Origin of the sequence: Arthrobacter sp. E3, from assembly GCF_017353415.1 — a bacterium.
In the GTDB taxonomy this organism is placed as follows: domain Bacteria; phylum Actinomycetota; class Actinomycetes; order Actinomycetales; family Micrococcaceae; genus Specibacter.
In genome coordinates, this window is sequence record NZ_JAFMPX010000002.1 from 1 (window position 1) to 20632 (window position 20632).

The 20632-nt window shown below is 60.8% G+C and carries 22 protein-coding genes; 5 read left to right on the plus strand and 17 right to left on the minus strand.

Features of this window, described 5'->3' with window-relative positions; translation table 11 throughout:
* Window positions 1-220: 220 nt before the first annotated feature.
* The 14 genes from asd to JMA46_RS01265 form a co-directional block, all read right to left on the minus strand.
* Window positions 221-1357: an aspartate-semialdehyde dehydrogenase gene (asd, locus tag JMA46_RS01205; protein ID WP_207343483.1), complete on the minus strand. Its 1137-nt coding sequence runs from the start codon at window positions 1355-1357 to the stop codon at window positions 221-223.
* Window positions 1358-1423: 66 nt separating this feature from the next.
* The gene (locus JMA46_RS01210) at window positions 1424-1879 is read right to left on the minus strand and encodes a hypothetical protein (protein WP_207343484.1); all 456 of its coding nucleotides are present in this window, start codon (window positions 1877-1879) and stop codon (window positions 1424-1426) included.
* Entirely contained in the window at window positions 1876-2049 is a 174-nt protein-coding gene (locus JMA46_RS17050) for a hypothetical protein (RefSeq protein WP_247646955.1), read from the minus strand. Before JMA46_RS17050 ends, JMA46_RS01210 begins: the two co-directional genes overlap by 4 nt.
* A gap of 16 nt (window positions 2050-2065) precedes the next feature.
* Window positions 2066-2500, minus strand: coding sequence for a hypothetical protein (locus JMA46_RS01215; protein WP_247646956.1), 435 nt, complete (start codon window positions 2498-2500; stop codon window positions 2066-2068).
* Window positions 2501-2518: 18 nt separating this feature from the next.
* The gene (locus JMA46_RS01220; protein ID WP_207343485.1) at window positions 2519-2833 is read right to left on the minus strand and encodes a hypothetical protein; all 315 of its coding nucleotides are present in this window, start codon (window positions 2831-2833) and stop codon (window positions 2519-2521) included.
* 428 nt (window positions 2834-3261) lie between these two features.
* Window positions 3262-3849 carry a dihydrofolate reductase gene (locus JMA46_RS01225; protein WP_282099507.1) on the minus strand — a complete coding sequence of 196 codons (588 nt, stop codon included), beginning with the start codon at window positions 3847-3849 and terminating at the stop codon, window positions 3262-3264.
* Window positions 3846-4664 carry a thymidylate synthase gene (locus JMA46_RS01230; protein WP_348770018.1) on the minus strand — a complete coding sequence of 273 codons (819 nt, stop codon included), beginning with the start codon at window positions 4662-4664 and terminating at the stop codon, window positions 3846-3848. The genes JMA46_RS01225 and JMA46_RS01230 overlap by 4 nt, the downstream gene beginning before the upstream one ends.
* Before the next feature lie 10 nt (window positions 4665-4674).
* Window positions 4675-5112, minus strand: a complete 438-nt coding sequence (locus JMA46_RS01235; protein WP_207343486.1) for a GntR family transcriptional regulator — start codon at window positions 5110-5112, stop codon at window positions 4675-4677.
* A gap of 6 nt (window positions 5113-5118) precedes the next feature.
* Window positions 5119-6756, minus strand: coding sequence for a hypothetical protein (locus JMA46_RS01240; protein WP_207343487.1), 1638 nt, complete (start codon window positions 6754-6756; stop codon window positions 5119-5121).
* A 169-nt stretch (window positions 6757-6925) separates the two neighbouring features.
* Window positions 6926-7891, minus strand: a complete 966-nt coding sequence (locus JMA46_RS01245; protein ID WP_207343488.1) for an NUDIX hydrolase — start codon at window positions 7889-7891, stop codon at window positions 6926-6928.
* Complete coding sequence (locus JMA46_RS01250) at window positions 7891-10134, minus strand: RNA degradosome polyphosphate kinase (RefSeq protein ID WP_207343630.1); 2244 nt, start codon at window positions 10132-10134, stop codon at window positions 7891-7893. Before JMA46_RS01250 ends, JMA46_RS01245 begins: the two co-directional genes overlap by 1 nt.
* A 77-nt stretch (window positions 10135-10211) precedes the next feature.
* Complete coding sequence (gene mshD, locus JMA46_RS01255) at window positions 10212-11198, minus strand: mycothiol synthase (RefSeq protein WP_207343489.1); 987 nt, start codon at window positions 11196-11198, stop codon at window positions 10212-10214.
* A 313-nt stretch (window positions 11199-11511) separates the two neighbouring features.
* Entirely contained in the window at window positions 11512-12531 is a 1020-nt protein-coding gene (locus JMA46_RS01260; protein ID WP_207343490.1) for a hydroxyacid dehydrogenase, read from the minus strand.
* 35 nt (window positions 12532-12566) lie between these two features.
* Entirely contained in the window at window positions 12567-13265 is a 699-nt protein-coding gene (locus JMA46_RS01265) for a response regulator transcription factor (protein WP_207343491.1), read from the minus strand.
* A gap of 146 nt (window positions 13266-13411) precedes the next feature.
* On the opposite strand from JMA46_RS01265, the gene JMA46_RS01270 reads away from it, so the two are divergent.
* The 5 genes from JMA46_RS01270 to JMA46_RS01290 all read left to right on the plus strand — a co-directional run bounded on the left by JMA46_RS01270 (window position 13412) and on the right by JMA46_RS01290 (window position 18461).
* The gene (locus tag JMA46_RS01270; RefSeq protein WP_207343492.1) at window positions 13412-14146 is read left to right on the plus strand and encodes a permease; all 735 of its coding nucleotides are present in this window, start codon (window positions 13412-13414) and stop codon (window positions 14144-14146) included.
* 213 nt (window positions 14147-14359) lie between these two features.
* Entirely contained in the window at window positions 14360-14962 is a 603-nt protein-coding gene (locus JMA46_RS01275; RefSeq protein ID WP_207343493.1) for an FABP family protein, read from the plus strand.
* 56 nt (window positions 14963-15018) lie between these two features.
* Window positions 15019-16116, plus strand: a complete 1098-nt coding sequence (locus tag JMA46_RS01280) for a glycine cleavage T C-terminal barrel domain-containing protein (protein WP_207343494.1) — start codon at window positions 15019-15021, stop codon at window positions 16114-16116.
* 177 nt (window positions 16117-16293) lie between these two features.
* A complete protein-coding gene (locus JMA46_RS01285) occupies window positions 16294-16911 on the plus strand; it encodes a PadR family transcriptional regulator (RefSeq protein WP_207343495.1) in 618 nt (205 codons plus the stop codon).
* Between the two features lie 44 nt (window positions 16912-16955).
* Entirely contained in the window at window positions 16956-18461 is a 1506-nt protein-coding gene (locus JMA46_RS01290) for a DHA2 family efflux MFS transporter permease subunit (protein ID WP_207343496.1), read from the plus strand.
* Here JMA46_RS01290 and JMA46_RS01295 read toward each other — a convergent pair.
* From JMA46_RS01295 to JMA46_RS01305, 3 genes are all read right to left on the minus strand, one after another.
* On the minus strand, window positions 18415-19131 hold the full coding sequence (locus tag JMA46_RS01295; protein ID WP_207343497.1) for a GNAT family N-acetyltransferase: 717 nt from the start codon (window positions 19129-19131) through the stop codon (window positions 18415-18417). The genes JMA46_RS01290 and JMA46_RS01295 overlap by 47 nt on opposite strands.
* 55 nt (window positions 19132-19186) lie before the next feature.
* On the minus strand, window positions 19187-20212 hold the full coding sequence (locus JMA46_RS01300) for a 6-phosphofructokinase (RefSeq protein WP_207343498.1): 1026 nt from the start codon (window positions 20210-20212) through the stop codon (window positions 19187-19189).
* Window positions 20213-20341: 129 nt separating this feature from the next.
* Window positions 20342-20590, minus strand: coding sequence for a hypothetical protein (locus tag JMA46_RS01305; protein WP_207343499.1), 249 nt, complete (start codon window positions 20588-20590; stop codon window positions 20342-20344).
* Window positions 20591-20632 lie beyond the last annotated feature (42 nt).

Below are 20632 nucleotides of genomic sequence, written 5' to 3' on the forward strand. Positions count from 1 at the left end.
CACGTCGCCCAGGAACTCAACGCACGCCCACGCAAAACGCTCAACTGGAATACACCAGCCGAGCAACTTCATGATCTACTGATAACCAACTAAACACCAGGTGTTGCAACGACCCCTAGAATTCAAGTGGCCCCGTGAAAACATTTTTAAACGCCGCAGGGCGCACGTTCATAAAGAAAGTGCGCCCTGCTGGAGGCTGAGCTTTTTAGGAACTCTAGTGTTAGAGCGTGCCGACAGCGATCTTGAGCATGCGGCGAAGCGGCTCGGCGGCACCCCACAGGAGCTGGTCTCCCACCGTGAAGGCGCTGATGTATTCCGGGCCCATGTCCATCTTGCGGATGCGGCCCACAGGGACTTCCAGCGTGCCGGAAGCGGCCACCGGGGTGAGGTCGGACATGGAGGCTTCCTTCGTGTTCGGCACCACCTTGACCCACTCGTTGTCGTTGGCCAAAAGGGACTCGATCTCAGCGACGGGGAGGTCTTCGCGCAGCTTCAAGGTCAGCGCCTGTGAGTGGGAGCGCATGGCGCCGATGCGGACGCACAGTCCGTCCATGATGACCTGATTGTCAGCGGAGTTGCCCAGGATCTTGTTGGTCTCCACCCCGGCCTTCCACTCTTCCTTGGATTGTCCGTTGCCCAGGTCCGCGTCGATCCAGGGGATCAGTGAACCGGCCAGCGGAACGCCGAACTGGCTGGAGTCGATGCCTTCGCGCTGGTGGGCTAGGACCTTGCGGTCAATTTCAAGGATGGCCGACGCCGGGTTGTCCAGTTCGCTGGAAACCTCGGAGTTGAGCGTGCCGAACTGGTTCAGCAGCTCGCGCATGTGGCGGGCGCCGCCTCCGGAGGCAGCTTGGTAGGTCATGGAGGTGCCCCACTCGACGATGCCGTTCTTGAACAAACCGCCCAAGCCCATGAGCATGCATGAGACGGTGCAGTTGCCGCCCACGAAGTCGCGTGTGCCATTGGCCATGCCTGCATCGATGGCGGCACGGTTGATGGGGTCAAGGACAATGATCGAGTCGTCATTCATGCGCAGCGTGGACGCGGCGTCGAGCCACAGGCCGTCCCAGCCGCGGCTGCGCAGCTCGCTGTGAACGCGGCTGGTGTAGTCCCCTCCCTGGGCGGTGACAATAATCGGAAGTTTGGCCAACGTGTCAATGTCAAAGGCGTCTTCAAGTTTGCCGGCATCGCCGGCGCTCGTAATCACCGGGGCGCTGCCGCCAGCGTTTGAGGTGGAGAAAAAGACGGGGTTGATATCGCCGAAGTCGCCCTCGTCCTGCATGCGCTGCAGCAGAACGGAACCGACCATGCCGCGCCAACCAACCAGGCCGACGGAAGGAACATTGTTATTGGTCATGGCACCAGTTTAGTGGGGAGGGGCAAATCGGCTGTAGTTCGTTTCATCTGGTGAACAGCGGGTGGGCTATTTGGCTGGATCGGGGCGTGGCCCGTGCCATTTGCTGTCTATGGTTTGCGAGGTGGGAGCAGGCAGGCCCCTTTCGCGTCGCAGTTTGACTGCTTTCGCCTCTCGCCTTGCCTTCTTGGCAAAGTAAAGGGCCAAGGGTACGAATATTAGTGGGAGCAACCATAGCCAGAATGACGGCTGCCCATTGTTCTTCCCAATGGCAACCAGGATGCTCCATGGAATGACCACCATGATGGCAATCATGAAGCCGACCATGAGCCAATTTCCCCACGCAGAAGTGATGGTATTACCGTGCGTCATGCGCGTCACCCCGTATTCCTTAGGCAAGTAGCTGATCCGCTCACCATTGATTGCCCGCACCAGTATGCGTTCAGTCTGGCCAGCGGTTACAGCCGCGTTGTGCCACGCCGTGACGGCCGCATCCCGACTGGGCCGTTGAGGGTCATTTTTCACGCCCGGTCCTGCCTGATCTGACCGATCCTTTCCAAGACGTCAGAATCAGAGAGGCCGGTGATCTCAGGGATGTCTTCCGGGCTTGCCGTGTTGCAACCAATGGTCCAGGAGTCTGCGACGCGCTTGATACTCGCGCCGCCAGCCGGGTTGTCCTGGAGATGCTTGAGCATGATCCAGAAGTTGCCCTCAGCTGCTGAGATGCCAGGCGTTTTGCGCCACGGCGAACCACGTGAGGTAGGCCCGTGGCTGGAGAATGATGTGGAATTCCGGTGTATCCACGGTGATCACACTGACCGCGGATTCGGGGGTGACCAGGCCAATTTCCATGCGCCGGGTGGCGGTCGAGAGTGCGTGGGTGACAGCGGCAACCGGACCGCTGATGCTCAACTCTCCCCCGGATTTTACGGTCGCATATCCTCGGGCAACAAGTGATAAGGCGCCGGCAAAGAAAATCTTGTCGTCATCGAGTTCGTTTTCAATGCGCAGCGCTGCCGCACTGGCAGTGGTTGCTTCACCGCGCACGAGGTTCAGCAATGCCACCAGTTCGGCGAAACCAAAACTGATGGCATCAGGGAACCCTTGTTCTGCCGCGATGTCCGCAGTGCTGGTTGCTTGCGTCAAAGTCTTAGCTCCTTGTGGTTAGAAGCCAAAGAACTTGGCAACGTTCTTGGTGACGGGTTTGGCGCCGTCGGCCACTCCGTCAACAACTGCACCTGCCCCCTCGACCACCGCGTCCGTGGCCGCGACAGCGCCGCCGGCGATCTTGCCACCGACGAAGTTATCGGTGTCATGGATGACGGGCACGTTGTAGTAAAAGAACAGCGCTCCACTGCCAATCGCGGCAGCTGTGCCCAACGGTGGCGGAGCGAATGAGGCGGCACCCAAACCTGCTTTGACGAGGGAGTAAGCGCCCTGCCCGGCTTCGTCATTGGCAAAGTGGTTGACACTGTCCAAGTGGCCCAGCCCAACACCCAGTCCACCCCGCTGTAGATATCCCACCCATCGCGGAACGGCGAATCAGGGTCGGCCAGAAAGTCCGGGCCGAATTGGGCGTGCGGCGTTGGGTTGACGGGCACTTTCGAGGGTAATCCGGGGCTGTCACCCAAACTGGCAACGGAACTTGCCTGTTCCTGCTCACGCACGTTCTTGTTCAGCTCGGTGGCTGTTTCATCCAACATTGTGCCCGTGCGGGCAATGACACAGCGGTACTGGCCGCGCCACTGTGCGGGGAAGCGCGGAGTACTTCAACAGCAGCGGCCAGCATTTCAGACATAGCAGCTCCGGAGTGTGCGGGGACAGGTTAAGTTGTTGCAGATGAAACTCAGCTTAGCGGTGCGAATCTGGGCCCGCGATGGGGTGGACTCCCTGTGCCTGCACCGGTCCTACTCCGGTGCCTCGAATTCGGTTTCTCCCCTGGCCCAGAGTGTGATCCGGTATTCGGTGCCGTTCTTTGACGTGTGCCAGCCTTCCAGCGGCGACGCCCCGCGAAACGTCCATTCGTGATCCAGCACGGGCGCCTGCGTGTCACCTGAAACACCTGTATTAATCACGGTCACCACAGCCACATTGCAATGCTCAATCGCCTGCTCAAAGACCTGCCCGCCGCCGATGACCCAGACCTCGTTGCCGCCGGGGGAGAATTGCGCCTCCACCAGGGCTTCTTCCACCGAGTCAAGCACGACGGCGCCCCCCGCCTCAGGCGATGCGGCCCACCCTTGTTGGCGGGTCACCACGATGTTCGTGCGCTGCGGCAGAGGGCGGAATTTTTCCGGGAAGGAATCCCAGGTTTTACGCCCCATGACAACGGGGTGGCCAAGGGTGACCTTTTTGAAGTGTGCCAGGTCTTCCGGCAGGTGCCAAGGCATGCCGCCGTCGGCGCCAATGACGCCTTGATTGGTTTGTGCCCAGATCATGCCGATGATGGGCTGGCTGAAATGGTAGTACTTCGGGCTAATAGGTGCGTCACTCATACGGCAATCGGGGCCTTAATCGCAGGGTGGTGCTGGTAGTTGACCAGCTCGAAGTCGTCAAAAGTGTAGTCAAAGATTGACTCGGGCCTGCGTGCGAAACGCAGCTGCGGGTAAGGGTAGGCCTCACGGCCGAGCTGTTCTGCGACCTGGCTGAGATGGTCCTCATAAATATGCACGTCGCCTCCGGTCCAGATGAATTCGCCCGCTTCCATGTCCAACTGCTGAGCCATCATCATGGTCAGCAGCGCATAGGAGGCAATGTTGAAGGGCACGCCGAGGAAAGTGTCAGCGGAGCGTTGGTACAGCTGGCAGCTGAGTTTGCCGCGGCCGTCCTCGGTGGGGGCAACGTAAAACTGGAAGAACGCGTGACACGGAGGCAGCGCCATGTTCTTCAACTCGCCAACATTCCACGCCGAAACAATGTGCCTGCGTGAATCCGGATTCTCGTGAAGCGAGTCCATGACCTGGCTAATCTGGTCGATGTGTTCCCCGTCCGGTGTGGGCCACGAGCGCCACTGGACGCCGTAGACAGGACCCAGCTCACCGGCGTCGTCCGCCCATTCGTTCCAAATTTTGACGCCGTTTTCCTGCAGCCAGCGAACATTGGAATCACCGCGCAAGAACCACAGCAGCTCCATGGCCACCGACTTGAAATGGACCCGCTTGGTGGTGATGAGCGGGAAGCTTTCGGAGAGGTCGAAGCGTAGTTGGCGGCCGAAGACACTCCGCGTGCCGGTGCCTGTCCGGTCCGACTTCATGGTGCCGTTGGCCAGCACGTCGCGGAGCATGTCTTCGTACGGGGTCAAAATAGTCACGCGCAACAGTCTACTTGTCCGCCCCCGGCCGTCGAGTTTGTCCAGACCAAGTGTGAGTTGCCCGCTGGCTGAGACGGCCCTGAAGAAGGGAGTGCAGCGCCTTCGCGTCCAGCCCGGCCTGTTCACCTGCATCCAGCAACTGGTCGACGGCGGCGAGCACCTCCGGCGCTGGCGGTTCAGTTTCGGATTCAGCTGGTGCTTGTCGATATCCCGAGACCACCGTCCCCTGCCTGCGGTTGCTGGTGACAAGCCCCACCGCTTCAAGCTCCTTGTAGGCACGGGCCACCGTTCCCGCTGCAACGCCCAGGTCACCGGCCAAACTCCTGATGGTGGGCAATCGGGCGCCGGTGTGTAGTTCACCGACGGCAATGAGTGAGGCAATCTGCGTTTTTACCTGCTCGTAAGGTGGTGTGGCGGTGCCCAAGTCGATGACAATGCGTGCTTCCACGCCTTGCTACCTGCCGCTCGAGGAAGTGTCCGGCAGCGGCACAGGTGTCTGTCCGCAGTAGTCGGCCGGAGTGAATTTTCGCACGGGAAAGAGCAGTAGGAGTGCCCCGATGAGCATGCACAGGATGCCGAGGAGCTGGGTGTTGAACTGGAGTGCCAGCGGGTTCGGATCCGACGGCACTACCGGCAGCAGCACCCCGAGGATTGCGAACCAGCCTCCAGCAACCGTCCGCCCAATGCGGAAAAGAGAGCGGCGGCGCAGCAAGGTGTCAAAGGAGCATGGCGAGTTATTCAGGGCCGGACGCTGAAGGACCAGCGCCCCCGCCAAGGTCCCGATGACTGGGATGGCCAAGGCGTAGGCAGGGGGGGTGAGGAACAAGGAGTTGGGGGTGTTGCCCGCCGAGCTGGGCACCGATAGCAGGCTCAGGACCAGCGCAAGTCCCATGGCGGCGAGCAGAAGTGCCGCCCACAGGGGCCAGGGCAATGGCTTGCCCAACTGCACACGGGGACGCCCCGGCCTGGCGTAATTGCGGCTGATGAGGAATTCCGAGCCTGCAAAGGTGAGCAGCAGGGCAACCACCTCCAGGAATATCAAAGACAAGCCGTCGTGCCACGGGAGGAGAGTGGCAGACGCCAGGCCGAGGACCAGGATCACGGGCAACACGACTGACAGCGCCGAATCGCCCACCTTGGCGGCGGCTGGGCCATCGCCGAGTGCCAGTTCCGGAACCGCGGAGGAAGAGTCCACCGAATCGTCGCTTGCTCCCAGGAACGGCGGCTTCCACATCAGCATGACGCCGAGGATGACCACGTTGACCACGCCTATCCAGTTGATCCAGGACGTGGAGATGACATCCGGGTTGGGAATGGGCTGGACCATGAAGTTACCGGCAATGCTGGCCAACCCCGAGGCAATGGTCACACAGACGCGTAAGAGGCGGTTCATGCCGATGACCCGAAGTGTTCTATTTTGTTCGGAGGTCAGTGTCTCCAGCGAACGGCGTGAGGCAATCAGGCGCATGACCAACAGAGTGCCGAACGTCAGGACAAGCAATGCCGCACCCAAGGCTGCGGCCAGCACATAGCCTTCGATCCTTCCGTTGGTGGCCCCCGCCCAGCCCGTTCCGACAATTGATGACAGTGGCTCCAGTGCGGGAAAGGCGGGAGTGAACGCCAACCAAACCAGGGTTCCGGCGGAGAAGATGAACACTCCCAACACCACTGCCCCCAGGGCGGGCTCAACGAAGTCGCGGGCTCGGCGGAATTCCAACACTGCGGCGCGCTGGGGGGATTTTGGTGCAGGCCAGGACGCCTGCCCAATGGCGTGGACGCCCAGCACGGCGACGATCGGAGCGAAGATCGCGAACCAGGGAATGAGGGCCCAGGCGGAACCGACCGCCTGCAGCTGCCCAGGGGGATATATTCCAGCCTGCCCGGCGGCAACCAGGCTGCTCAACGCCCAGGCGATGAGACCAGTCCACAGCGCGTGCTTGCGCACAGTCTCGAGGATCTTCTCCGGCTTCGGAGCCCACACGACGAAGCGCAGCACCAGGTACAGGACAAGGGCGGCCAGTGCCACGACGGGCGCCAGCACCACAAGAATCTCAAACAGATTCGGTGCCAACGGGTTTGGCTCGGACATCATTCCCCCATATTTCGAAAACCTTTGTATCAAGTATGCAGTACAAAGGGAGGGGTGTCATGCTGTATATCGCATAAACGCTGCTTGTGTGCTTATGCGGGGAGTGGTCCCGCCGAATAAGCGGCCAAGGTGCGAACAAGCGGCCAAGGTGCGTGCCCGATAATGGCGGGAGTCAGTCCTCGTAGGGTTTGTGCTGTTCCAGCGCCACAATGCGGCCGGGTTCTTCGAGCGAAACGTGGGCCACCAAGACCTCCCCGGGGGAGAGGTGCGGATCCAGCAACGGCAGTGATTCGCCCAGATCGACGGACATGTGTCCGGCCAGCGTGGTCAGAATCGTGGGCAGCACAGGGCGGTGCGTGCACACGGCAGTGGCGCTGGTCCTTGTGAGCAGCTTTTCCACGGTTGCCTCGACCTTGGCTGGATTGCGCTTGTGGTCGGTCTCGGTCAGCCAAGGCACCACCTTGACCTTTGCCTTGGTGGCTTGGGCGTAAGGGGAAATTGTTGAGATGCAGCGCATCCAGCCGCTGGTTTGGATGCGTGCGGGGTGCCATGACATCAGCAGCCGCTGAAGGTACAAGGCCTGGCGTTTTCCCGTCGCAGCAAGGGGACGTTCGCCCTCAGCGCGTGTCCATGCTGAACGGGGTTTGGCTTTGGCATGCCTGATAATCAGCAGTGGCCACGTGTCAAGGGTGCCGTTCTCGTGAGCGGCCACCAAAGCTTCAAGTGGCTCCACATCGGAAGGGTTGGACAGCAGGCCGCGGGCCTTGTTGGGGCTGCACCAAATTGCCGCGTCCACCTCCTTCCCATCAGGGATGGGAGGCATATCATCCACTGAAGAAGCCCAGTAGTGAACCTCCTTGAGGCCGGGCTTGACGGGGTAGCGGATGGAAGGCAGCGGAATGCCCAACGTGATGGGCAGGCCGACTTCCTCGTACACTTCGCGCACGGCACATTCAGCCAGGGTTTCGCCCTTGTCCAGCTTCCCCTTGGGCCAGGACCAGTCGTCATAGCGTTGGCGGTGGATCAGCAGGAGTTCAAGCTTCTTCTTCTTGACCCGCCAGCACAGTGCACCCGCCGCGTAGATGGAGGGGCCGGTGAATTCATCCACCGGTTCTTCAAGATGTTCAGTGTTGCGCATTACGAATGCAGTGCTGATCGCGAACGGGAACGGCTGGCAAGCAGCCATGACTGGACATCGAGCAACGGTTCTCCTTCGTCGTTTTGATGGTGTCGTTTCCATTCGCCGTCGTTGTCCAGATGCCAGCTGGACGTGCCCGGATCAAGGTAGCGCGTCATCAACGAGTCAACCTCGGCAATGTCTTCACGGTTGGAAAGCCGGACCAGTGCTTCTACCCGGCGGTCCAGATTGCGGTGCATCATGTCCGCAGAGCCCATGTAGACAATAGGATCCCCGGCGTTGGCGAAGGTAAAGACTCGGGAGTGTTCAAGGAAGCGGCCCAGAATTGAACGCACTGTGATGTTCTCGCTGAGTCCGGGCACTCCTGGCCTCAGCGAACAAATGCCGCGCACAATCACACCGACTTCCACCCCTGCCTGGGAAGCACGGTACAGGGAGTCGATGATGGCTTCATCGACCATGGAGTTGACCTTGATGCATACCTTGGCCGGCAGGCCAGCCTTCTTGTTGGCGATCTCGGTGTCGATCAGCTCGATCAAGCCTGAACGCACCGAGCGTGGCGCTACCAACAGGCGGTCGAAGGACGTCTTGGGCGCGTAGCCAGACAGCTGGTTGAACAGCTTCGAGAGGTCTTCACCCACTTGGTTGTCGGCCGTCAGCAACCCCAAATCTTCGTAGTAGCGCGCGGTGCGGGGGTGGTAGTTGCCGGTGCCAATGTGGCAGTAGCGGCGCAGCCCATCCTGTTCCTGACGGACCACCAAAGACAGCTTGCAGTGGGTCTTTAGACCGACAATGCCATACACCACGTGCACGCCGGCCTGCTCAAGTTTGCGTGCCCAGGAAATATTCGCCTGTTCGTCAAAACGAGCCTTGATTTCCACCAGCGCCAACACTTGCTTGCCGGCCTCCGCGGCATCCACCAACGCGTCAACAATGGGGGAGTCGCCCGAGGTGCGGTACAGGGTCTGCTTGATGGCACGGACTTTGGGGTCGGCTGCGGCCTGCTCCAAGAACGCCTGCACTGAGGTGGAGAATGCGTCGTAGGGGTGGTGCAGGAGAATATCGCGGCGGCGCATGGCCGCAAACACGTTCGCAGCCTTGGACGTTTCGGACGGGTTCAGATCTCGCGAGGTGTGGGCCACATGCTTGGGGTAGCGCAGGTCGCTGCGGTCGATGGCACCGATGACGGACAGTCCGCGCAAATCCAGCGGTGCTGGCAGTTTGTAGACCTCAGACTCTTCAACATCCAGTTCGCGAACCAACAGTGCCAAGATGCTGGGGTTGATGTCCGTGGCCACTTCAAGGCGCACGGGCGGGCCGAACTTGCGGCGCAGCAGTTCCTTCTCCAGCGCTTGCAGAAGGTTCTCGGCGTCGTCCTCTTCAACTTCCAGGTCCTCATTGCGAGTGACCCTGAAAGTGTGGTGCTCCACAATTTCCATGCCCGGGAAGAGCTGATCGAGGTACTGTGCAATGACTTCTTCAAGCGGAATGAACCGCGCCACGCGCCCGGGCACCGTGCCAGCGCGGGGTCCGTCGAGGGCAACGAGCCGGGGCAGCAGGTCCGGGACCTTGACGCGGGCAAACAGTTCCTTACCGCTGACGGGGTTGCGGACCACCACCGCCAAGTTCAGCGACAGCCCGGAAATGTACGGGAACGGGTGGGCCGGATCAACGGCCAGCGGCGTCAGGATGGGGAAGATCTTCTCGGAGAACATCTTCGCCAGCTGCACCTTGGAGGGGTCGTCAAGCTCCTCCCAATGGACCAAGTGGATGTGCTCGTATGCCAGTGCGGGTCTGATCTGGCTGGCGAAGACGTGGGAATGCCGAATCTGCAATTCATGGGCGGCTTCGCTGATTTGCTCCAGCACCTCCAGCGGGCTCAAGCCTGCAGGGGAAGGCACGGCCAGGCCGGTGGCAATGCGGCGCTTCAGGCCGGCCACGCGCACCATGAAGAACTCGTCCAAGTTGGAGGCAAAGATCGACAGAAAGTTTACCCGCTCCAACAGCTGCAAATCGGGGTCTTCGGCCAATTCCAGGACCCGGGCATTGAAAGCCAGCCAGCTCAGCTCACGGTCGAGGAACCTGTCAGGAGTGATGTCCCCTTCAGGAATGAGCGTGGGCTCAAAATCAGGGATCTCAATCCTGTCTTGGGTGGCCCGTGAAGAGGGTACTTCCCCGGAAACGAACCGTTCCCGGCCGCTGCCTGATGCCTTGTTCAGGGTCCCCTTGTATTCGCGCTTCATCCACTGGTCCTCAGAGTTGGTACTGCTTTGAATCACACTTGTCAGCGTGGGCCCCATCCGTTGGGAAGGCCAACACCTTAGGCAGACATTGGCCCATACATGACGTCGGAATCCCACTTCGTAAAGCCCAGCTGGCGGTACAGCGAAACTGCGGCTTCATTGTCTGCATCAACGTAAAGCATAATGGCACGCAGGCCGGCGTTTTGCAGGTGGTCGATGCCCTGTCGCGTCAACGTCCGGCCCAGGCCCAATCCCTGCGCCGCAGGAGTCACCCCCACCACGTACACCTCGCCCATGGCTGCCTGGCCGGGGCGGGAGGCATGGACCTTCGTCCAGTGGAAGCCCAAGATCTCATCGGCGTCATTGACTGCCAAAAAGAATCCCGCCGGGTCAAACCATGGCTCGGCGATGCGGGCTTGCAAGTCGTCAAGGGTCAGCGCCCCCTGTTCCGGGTGGTGGGCAAACGCTGCGGCATTGGCTGCCAGCCATGCTTGCTCGTCCTGGTTCGGAACAAATGTCCGCAACCGCACGCCGTCGGGCGTTGGGTAGTCAAGGTCGGGTTGCGCCGGTGGTCCCATGGACGACGGCGCCTGCCGGACAAGGCGCATGCGCCACAGTTCGCGGATGGCACGGTAGCCGTAGCTGGCGGCAAGATCAGCGGCAGCTTCATGATCGCCGTGAGACCACGCCTTGATGCCTTTGAGCCCGCGGACCTCAAGTAGTTTGTCCACCACAATGGCTCCGACGCCCTCATTGCGGTAGGCCGGGTGCACGACGATTTCCAGCACACCTTCACTGCCGTCGAGCACCACCACGGCGACGCCGGCAAGGTCCTCACCCACCGTGGGCGAGGCGTCCTCTGGGGCATAGGTGAGCAGGGTCAGCACGGTGTGGGGGCCTGCCTGGGCGGATTTGAGTTCAACGAGGGTTTGTTCCGAGAAGGGCGGATTGCCGTCAGCGTCTTCGGCTGCTTCAATCACGGCCTGGATCTCCTGCAGGAGCTCAGGGCCGGGCGCGCCCGGAACCACCGTTACCGGCCAGCTGTCAGTCTTTGCGGGGCTCATAACCACAGCCTAGTGTGAGTGCGCAAGCTAATGCGAGACTCTCCGGCTGTGATCGTGTCGAATGAGCCGGGCGTCAGCTCGGTCCTGCAGCCAATTTGCACCCTTGCGCGGTGATGACATACAGTTTGAGAGCAGCGCGGCCGGGCAACCGGAGTGCGGTGGCAAATGAAGGAACGGAACGGTTCCTGCAGTTGTGCTGGGGGGATGCACCAGTGGGGTGCCTTCGATACGTTCGACCCGTATGTCCTCCACTTATTCAAAAGGGCCCATTTCCGTCAAGGAAATGGGCCCTTTTGCCGTATCAGGGGTTAGCTCAGGCGCTTAGGTTCATATCGTGGGCGTGCACCTGAGCATCCAGCGGTTCGTCGTTGAGGTAGTGGGCCAGGTCGTTGAGCGCCATGTCAGACATCCGGCGGGTTTCCGTCCCCAGTGAACCGGCAATGTGGGGCGTCAGGACCACATTTGGAAGGTCATACAGGATGGAATCGGCGTCAAGCGGTTCGGGGTCTGTGACATCCAGGATGGCGGTAATGCGGCCGCCGCAGCAGGCCTCCTCCAACGCGGCCGTATCAACGAGTGAACCGCGGGCCGTGTTGATCAAGGTGGCGTTGTCCGCCAAGGCTGCCAGTTCCAGCGCCCCGATCATGTGACGCGTGCTGGGAAGCTCGGGGGCATGAAGGGAGAGGATATCTACAGCCGGGATGAGTGCATCCAACGGGATCAGCGTGGCGCCCGCAGCTGAAACCTCCACGGGGTCCGCATAAGGATCTGCAACGAACACGCGCACATCCTGCAATATCTGCAGCAGCTCAACAACGCGCCGGCCAATCTTGGAGTAACCCACCACCCCGACGGTCCTGCCCAAGTTGCCGAGCTCACCGCGCAGTTGGCCATAGCTGTTTGAGCCGCGGTGGTTGCGGGCATCATTGGCCAGCACTTGTGCCCGCTTGCCAGCAAGGATGATGGTGGCCAAAGTGAATTCGGCCACCGGGACGGCGTTGGCTTCGGCACCATTGGAAACAACAATCCCACGGTCCCAGAGTGCGTCGCTGACCAACGGACGCACAGAACCTGCACAGTGGAAGACTGCCCTGAGCTTGGGCAGTTGAGCCAGCCGGGCTTCATCAAGCAAGGGCACGCCCCAGCTGGTGATGAGGATTTCAATCCCAGCCAGGCGCCCGGCAACGGCAGGGTCGTCAAAGGAATCCGTCGACACGGGTGTGCCCAGCTGAACCATTGACTTCAGGCGTTCCAGGCGATGGCTGTCGAATTGCGATTCAAAGGTGCCGTAATCCATGACCAGGAGCGCTTCAGGAAAGAGCTTGCGGTTCAAAGGTGGGTCCTCTCGTGGATTCCCGGCAGCGGGCGTCATGCCTCGCTGAGGGTGTCGTCGGGCACTTTGGAAACGCTGAGCAGATAACCCACGTTCCTGACGGTGCTGATCAATTTTTCGTTCTCGGATCCCAGCTTCGCGCGCAGGCGCCGAACATGGACATCCACCGTGCGAGTGCCCCCGTAGTAGTCGTAGCCCCACACCTCATTGAGCAACTGGGCTCTCGTGAAAACCCGCCCCGGATGCTGGGCAAGATACTTCAGCAGCTCAAATTCCTTGTAGGTAAGGTTCAGCACTGTCCCGTGAACCAGCGCCGTGTAGCTGCCCTCGTTGATGACAATTCCGGCAGCCTGGATTTCCTGGTGCGAGCTGTCTTCCGCCACATCTGCACGGGTCAGGGCCAACCGGATGCGAGCTTCCACCTCTGCGGGCCCGGCAATATTAAGAAGGACGTCGTCTGCCGACCATGACGCTGTCACGGCTGCCATGCCGCCCTCTGTCAACACCAGCAGCAGGGGAATGCTGATGCCGGTCGCACGCAGCAGCTGGCAGAGGGACCGGGAGCCGGAGAGGTCCTGCCGGGCGTCAACCATGATGAGGTCCGCGGGTTTTGCGTCGAGCAAGGCGGTGGGTACTGCTGGAAGAATGAGGACGTTGTGGCTGAGCAGCTCCAACGCGGGCAGGATCTCCAAGGAACTGCCCCGGTGGTTGGTCAGCATTAAAATCTGCGACATGACTTCCTAACAAAGTGCATTGAGCACGCATCTTTCAGCGACAAACAAGTTTCCGGGCCGGCGCTGAAAGCAGCCAAAAAAGTCAAGACGCACCGTCCGCGAGGGTTGTTCCACAGTGTACCGGCAGAATAAGGGAGGATTGGTGTGTGAAGTCATCTATAGCCGGACTTATAGCCATCGTTGCCTTGGTGCTGCTGGTGTCAGCGCACTATCTGGGTTTGGTCTGGACGGTGGGCTTCGGGATTGCCCTGGCCGCCGCTTTTGGGTATGGCTGGCCTCACTACTTGGCGATTCCGGCCAAGAAGACTCTCGGCACCGTCATCGCCCTGACTGGTGTGGGCTCCGCCTTGACCGCCGGTCTGGATGCAGGCGGAGACTACCTGGTGTGGACACCCATCTTGATCGCTGTGGGTTTTGCCGGGGTAATGGTGGTGCAGCTTCTTCGGGGCACCGGGCAGAAGCATCGGCTGGAATCCACCCTGGGAGCCGGAACCGGAGTTGCCATTGCGGGGTTTGCGAGCGGGTGGGTGGCTTCCATCCGGTTCCTAGGGGAGCCGGGAATGACCCTCATTGTGGCCATCAGCGCCGCGGTGGCCATTGCCATTGGCATGCTGCCCTGGCCCGATCGGGTGCTTGCACCGCTGACGATCGTGATGGCTGCGCTTGCCGGGCCCCTCGCGGCCCTGCTGTTTTCCAATGTGCACGTAGCTCAGGCAGCCGTGCTAGGCGTCTTGGTTGGTGCTGTCATGGCTGCTTTCCGCCAACTGCGGACCCTGTCGCGGAAACCGGAACACGTGGTGGGTGTTGTGGCTGCCGGACTGGCCCCTATCCTTTCCTTGGGCGCCCTTGTCTACTTCGTGGAAAAGATTATTCTGCATTAGGCAGGCCGCTCCAAGGCACGAAATCATGCCGCGGCGCACCCAGTCATCAAGCGGTCCGCACGGAAGCTTGGCAGATCATTGTAGGATGGCATCATGAGCGTACTTGCCTTGGAAATTTTCTACATTTGCCTTTTGGTGGTGGCCAGCGTAGCCATGGCCTGGTTTGCCGGACTGGTGGTGTGGCGCCTGTTCAAAGGTCAGCAGTAATCTGTCATGGCCATTGAAATTCCCACCGGCCTGACCCCGGAACTAGTTCCACTGTCGTGGCTTCTTGGTACTTGGACCGGTGCTGGCCGCCTTGGAGCCGGCGAAGCCGACGATGAATACTTCATCCAGACGGCGACCTTCAAGGACAATGGACTGCCCTACCTGCAGTACTCCGCAGAGTCTTGGCTCACGGACGAAAACGGCGCTATTTTGCGTCCACTCTCCGTGGAAACCGGTTTCTGGCAGCTGGATCGGCCCCTGAATGATTCCGACGGCGGTCCCGGCTTGATCCCTGCCGACATGGTCCCTGCACTGCGGACGGCGGACGATGTCGAGGCGCTGCGCAACGCGGACGGCGGCTTTGACCTGGTGGTCAACATTGTCCATCCCGGCGGCATCTCCGAGCTGTACTACGGCAGCATCAAGGGCCCCCAGATCCAGCTTTCCACCGACGCCGTCATGCGCGGTGCCGGAGCCAAGGACTACACGGCGGCAACCCGCATTTTTGGGCTCGTGAACGGCGACCTTTACTGGCGTTGGGATGTGGCTGCGCAAGGGAAATCCCTTGATGCGCATGCCTCGGCGGCCCTGCACAAGGTCAACTCCTAACCGCTGTCCGCCCTGGGCGGTGGAATAGGCCGCTACGAGAAGGCGTTGCACGCGATATGAGCTATTTGAGTCCTTTGTTGAACCGTCACGGAGCCGTGCAGGCAGGCGGCCTCGACGCCGGCGTTGCCGCACACTATGGCGACCCCAACCGTGAACAGCGTCTGCTGGCCGGATATTTGGGCAAGCCCGGCACCGCCGTCGTGGATCTTTCCCACCGTGGAGTGGTGACCGTGGCCGGTCCGGACCGGTTGAGCTGGCTGAATACGTTATCCAGCCAACAGCTGAGCAATCTGGCACCAAACACAGGCACAGAGCTGTTGCTGCTCACGGTTCAAGGCCGCATTGAGTTCGATGCGAGAGTGGTGGACGACGGCGGGACCACGTGGTTGATCGTCGAAGCTGAGGAAGCAGCGCCCTTGGCCGCGTGGCTTAATTCCATGAAGTTCATGTTGCGGGTTGAAATTGCTGATGTCTCGATGGACTGGGCCGTGGTGGGATCGGTGTCCGAGGTTCCCGAATGGGACAAGTATTTGGTTTGGGTGGATCCGTGGCCGCACATTGGCGCCGGCGGGTACAGCTACGCGGCTGTTTCCGAGGATCAGCATCCCGGCCTTGAACGGCCTTGGCGTGAATACCTTATGCCGGCAAGCGAGCTGGAAGACGCTGTTGGTCAGCGGCCGCTGGCCGGCGTCTGGGCGGCGGAAGCGTTGCGCCTTGCCGCGTGGCGCCCCCGCCGTGGGACCGAAACCGACGACAAAACCATTCCGCACGAGCTGGACCTGCTGCGCACGGCCGTGCACATGTCCAAGGGTTGTTACAAGGGTCAGGAAACAATCGCTCGCGTGCACAATCTGGGCCGCCCGCCGCGCCGCTTGGTGTTCTTGCAGCTTGATGGGTCGTTGCACACGCTCCCGGCCCCAGGCAGTGAAGTCCTCCTCGAAGACCGTGTGGTGGGAAAAGTCACCTCCGTGGCCCAGCACTTTGAAATGGGTCCCATCGCCTTGGCCGTCATCAAACGTTCAGTGGACCCCGACGCTGTTTTGAGCGTGGATGATGCTGGTGAAAGATACCCTGCCAACCAGGAAATTATTGTTGCCACCGACGCCGGGCAAATAGTTGGCAGGCAGAGCGGGTTTTTGCGCGCTCCCAGGTAACATGCGCCCCAGCAAGCTGTGCCGTGCACGGGCCCTCTTCCAGAGTGGGGCCCGTGTACTTGGGAAAATTCGGGGACTTTGTGTCCAGCTATTCCGTGAGGAATACTTCGTGTGGAATAATAGCTGTGCGTCGAATCCTGCGTTTGATCCATGGACGGGCAGCGGAAGGAGCTGGGCATGCCATCAGGAGCGCAACTGTCACCCCTGGCCATGGCAGCGTTGGGCCTGCTTGCGGAACGCGCCATGCACCCCTATGAGATGTATCAGTTGTTGATCCACCGCCATGAAGACCGCCTGCTCAAGGTCAGACCGGGCACCCTATACCACGCGGTGGACCGGATGGTCGGGGCTGGGCTGGTGGAAGCCGTCGGCACCACCCGGGACGGCAATCGCCCCGAACGCACCACATTCGCAATACTCCCGGCAGGGACGGCGCGCCTGGCTGCAGGCCTGCGTTCCCTATTAGCAGAGCCGGTCAAGGAGTATCCCCGCTTCGCCCAGGCACTTTCTGAAGCGCACAACCTGCCAGCTGCGGAAGTCATTGAACTTCTGGATATTCGGCGTGCGGCATTGGAAAAGGAATTTGCCGCGCTGGAAGCCGACCGGAAATTGGCGCTTGCACGAGAGGTGGCTCGGCAATACTGGATCGACGTGGGCTACCAACAACACCTGCTCAGGGCCGAACTTGACTGGTTGCAGCGCCTCTGCAGCGACCTTCACGAGGGTTCCCTGCCCTGGATGGACAAACCGAAGGACAGCACTATTCCGGAAATAGCCACAGAGGCTAATCAGTAAGGGCGCATGCCATGAACAATATTTTTCGACTCTAAGGATCACCCATGGATATCGTGGCAAAGCCGTGGCCCGCATTGTGGGCACTCGTTCTAGGATTCTTCATGATCCTGGTGGATTCAACCATCGTTTCTGTGGCGAACCCCAAGATCATGGAAGGACTCCACACGGACATCACTTCCGTCATCTGGGTGACGAGCGCCTACCTTCTAGCCTATGCAGTACCGCTGCTCGTCACGGGACGGCTAGGTGACAAGTATGGGCCCAAGGACCTCTATTTGACTGGTTTGGTTGTCTTCACACTGGCTTCGCTGTGGTGTGGGCTCTCGGGAAGCATCGGCATGCTGATACTGGCCCGTGTAGTTCAGGGACTCGGCGCGGCCATGATGACTCCCCAGACCATGGCTGTCATCACCCGTATTTTTGCTCCCGACAAGCGCGGGCCCGCAATGGGCCTGTGGGGTGCAACAGCTGGCGTGGCCATGTTGGTGGGCCCCATCCTTGGTGGCGTGCTGGTGGACGGGCTGGGTTGGGAATGGATCTTCTTCGTCAACGTCCCTGTGGGCATCGTGGCGTTCGTCATGGCTGTGCGGCTTGTCCCGAAGCTGCAGACTCACAATCACACCTTCGACCTGTTGGGCGTGGCGCTGAGCTCCATCGGCTTGTTCCTGTTGGTGTTTGGCATTCAGGAAGGGGCCAAATATGACTGGGGCACCATCGCCGGACCGCTGTCAGTGTGGAGCCTGATCATCGCCGGAATCATCTTCCTTGCGTTGTTTGTTGGTTGGCAGGCCGTCACCAAGGGCGAACCACTCGTGCCGCTGCACCTGTTCAAGGTGCGTAATTTTTCGCTTGCGAATGCCTCCATCACCACCGTGGGCTTCAGCATCACCGCCATGACGCTCCCGTTGTTCTTCTACTACCAGCTGGTCCGCGGGCTGACACCCACGCAGTCAGCACTCATGATGGTCCCCATGGCTTTGATCTCCGGCATACTGGCACCGTTCGTGGGTAAGCTCGTGGACACAATCAACCCTCGTTACGTGGCCTGTTCAGGGTTCGTTCTGATGGCCGCCTCACTTGTATGGACGTCCGTGCTGATGACACCCGCAACCCCCATCTGGCTGTTCCTGTTCCCCAGCGGGCTGTTGGGTATTGCCAGTTCAGGCATTTGGACCCCGCTCTCCACGACGGCCACCAGGAACCTCGGCCCGCGTGAAGCCGGAGCCGGTGCAGGGATCTACAACACCACCCGCCAGATTGGCTCCGTGCTGGGCTCGGCGGCCATCGCCGCGCTGATCACAGCACGGCTGGCTGCTGAGATGCCCGCCGGCGCCCCAGCTGGGGCGAGCGAGTTCGCAGGTCAGCTGCCAGTTGCCCTGCAGGCCGGGTTCGCCACGGCCATGGGCCAGTCAATGCTGTTGCCAGCGGCCGTGGTGCTGCTCGGCGGACTGACTGCAGCGTTCTTTGCCAAACCACGCCCAGTCGAGGCCATCTTTGCAACTTTTAGCGAGCCTGCAGGGCAACCTGAGTCTGCAACCCAGCAACACTGAAGCCTAGTGAGATGGCCAACGCATGAGCAGCTGAATTATTGATATCCGCACGCCATTGAGCAATGAGGCCTGCACCCAATGCCTCTTGGGCGGCGATGCTTGTGGCCAGCCGCCCGGCACCCTGGCGCCGGTGCTCGGGGGCAACCAGCGTGCCAATCTGGGCAATCAGCCCCTGGTACTCAGCGTAGGCGCTGCAGGCGATGGGGCCGGCGTCGGAGGTACCCGAGTCCATGACGGTGAACTGGTGTTCCCGCAGTGTAAGCCGCACGTCATTGACATCATCCGGCGGGCACCGGGACTCCAGCACAGGCACAGGCCCGGGCCCCGTGGCAACGTGCACTGTGTGGGCAGGCTGCAACACGGCAAAGTCGTCGGCGTAGTACAGGCCCTGCGTGCCTAGACCGCGGCCGCCGTCGTAACGGGTGAGGCGGAGCATGGTCGAATGGTCGCTGAGCTCGTCGTCGTCGTAAGCTTCGGCCGCGGTGAGCAAATGCTCCGGGCCCGTCAGGATCGACTGATCCCACAAACGAATGAAGGTCAGCTGCGGTGAGTTGGAGACGTGGGTGATCCGCACCTTCTCGGCACCCACCAAGAGTGAATCGGCGGGCAGGCCAAGGCCGCGTTCCCACGCCAGGAAGACGATGGGTGCGGAGGCAAGGTCAAACGTCATGCTTTAAACGTTAGCGCCCCCGGCACAGGAGTGCAGGGGGCGCCGGCGGATTTCACTAGCCGAACAGGATGGCCGCTTCGTCGTAGCGGTGCTGCGGCACCTTTTTTAGGTTCCCGAGGGCAGCCTCAAAGGGCACGTGCTCAATCTCGGTTCCCTTAAGCGAAACCATGGTGCCCCAACGTTCTTCCACAACCGAGTCGACGGCGGCCATGCCCAACCGGGTTGCCAGCACACGGTCGAAGCTGGAGGGGACGCCACCGCGCTGGATGTGGCCAAGAATGGTGGCCCGGGTTTCAATGCCGGTGCGGGCCTCAATCTCCGGGGCCAGCTGGTCGCCAATGCCGCCAAGGCGCGGACGGCCAAACGCGTCCAGGCCACGTTCGGAATGGGCGGAATCCTGGTGGTCGGGAACAAATCCCTCGGCTACCACGATCAGCGGCGCACGGCCGCGGTCGCGTGCCTCCAGAACCCATGCCACGATCTGGTCCATACTGGTTTTCTGTTCCGGGATCAACACTGCGTGGGCGCCTGTGGCCATGCCTGCATGCAGCGCAATCCAGCCCACGTGGCGGCCCATGACTTCGGCAATCATGCAGCGGTGGTGGGACTCTCCGGTGGTGCGCAGCCGGTCGATCGCCTCAGTGGCAATCTGCACGGCAGTATCAAAGCCAAAGGTGTAGTCGGTGGCGTCAAGATCGTTGTCCACGGTCTTGGGAACGCCCACAATCTTCAACCCTGCGTCGGTCAGGCGGCGGGCCGCAGCCAGCGTGCCTTCCCCGCCAATCGCAATCATGGCGTCGATGCCGAGGCGTTCCATGTGGGCCTTGATGACGTCAGGGCCGCCGTTGCCTTCAAAAGGGTTGGTTCGTGAAGTTCCCAAGATGGTGCCACCCTGCTTGGAAATGCCGCGCACCATGTGACGGGGCAAATCCATGACGTCGCCCTCAACAACACCGCGCCAGCCATCACGGAAGCCCACAAATTCGTGTCCGTAAACCTTGATGCCCTTCAATACGATTCCGCGGATTACTGCATTCAAGCCAGGGCAGTCTCCGCCGCTGGTGAGAATTCCAATCTTCATGTGTCTTTAGGCCCTTCGAGGGTGGAGTCAATGTGATTTGAGCGCACCATTGAGCTCCTTTCATAGTATTCCAGAAGGCGGTGTGATCCGGACAACTCCGTGTATGTGGCGCGGAGTTGTCCGCGGCAGCTACTTTCGACGTAAAAGGTGCACAGCCCCACCAGCAATCATGGCGACTCCGGCTCCCAGCAGCAGCCACATGGCTGTTTGCCCGGCATCCAGCTCCAGACCCGTCTGCCGGACAATGATGAGCAAAACACCAAGCACAAGTACGACGGCGCCCCACACCATGGTGCCCACCCGCAGCTGAGGCTTCTGCGCGGTTGGGCGGTTGCTGCCGCCTTGGTGGATGCCAAGGTCTTCTGTTGCGTTGTTCATGACGTATTCCTTCGCTGTTGAGTTGGTGGGGTTCGCAGCGCC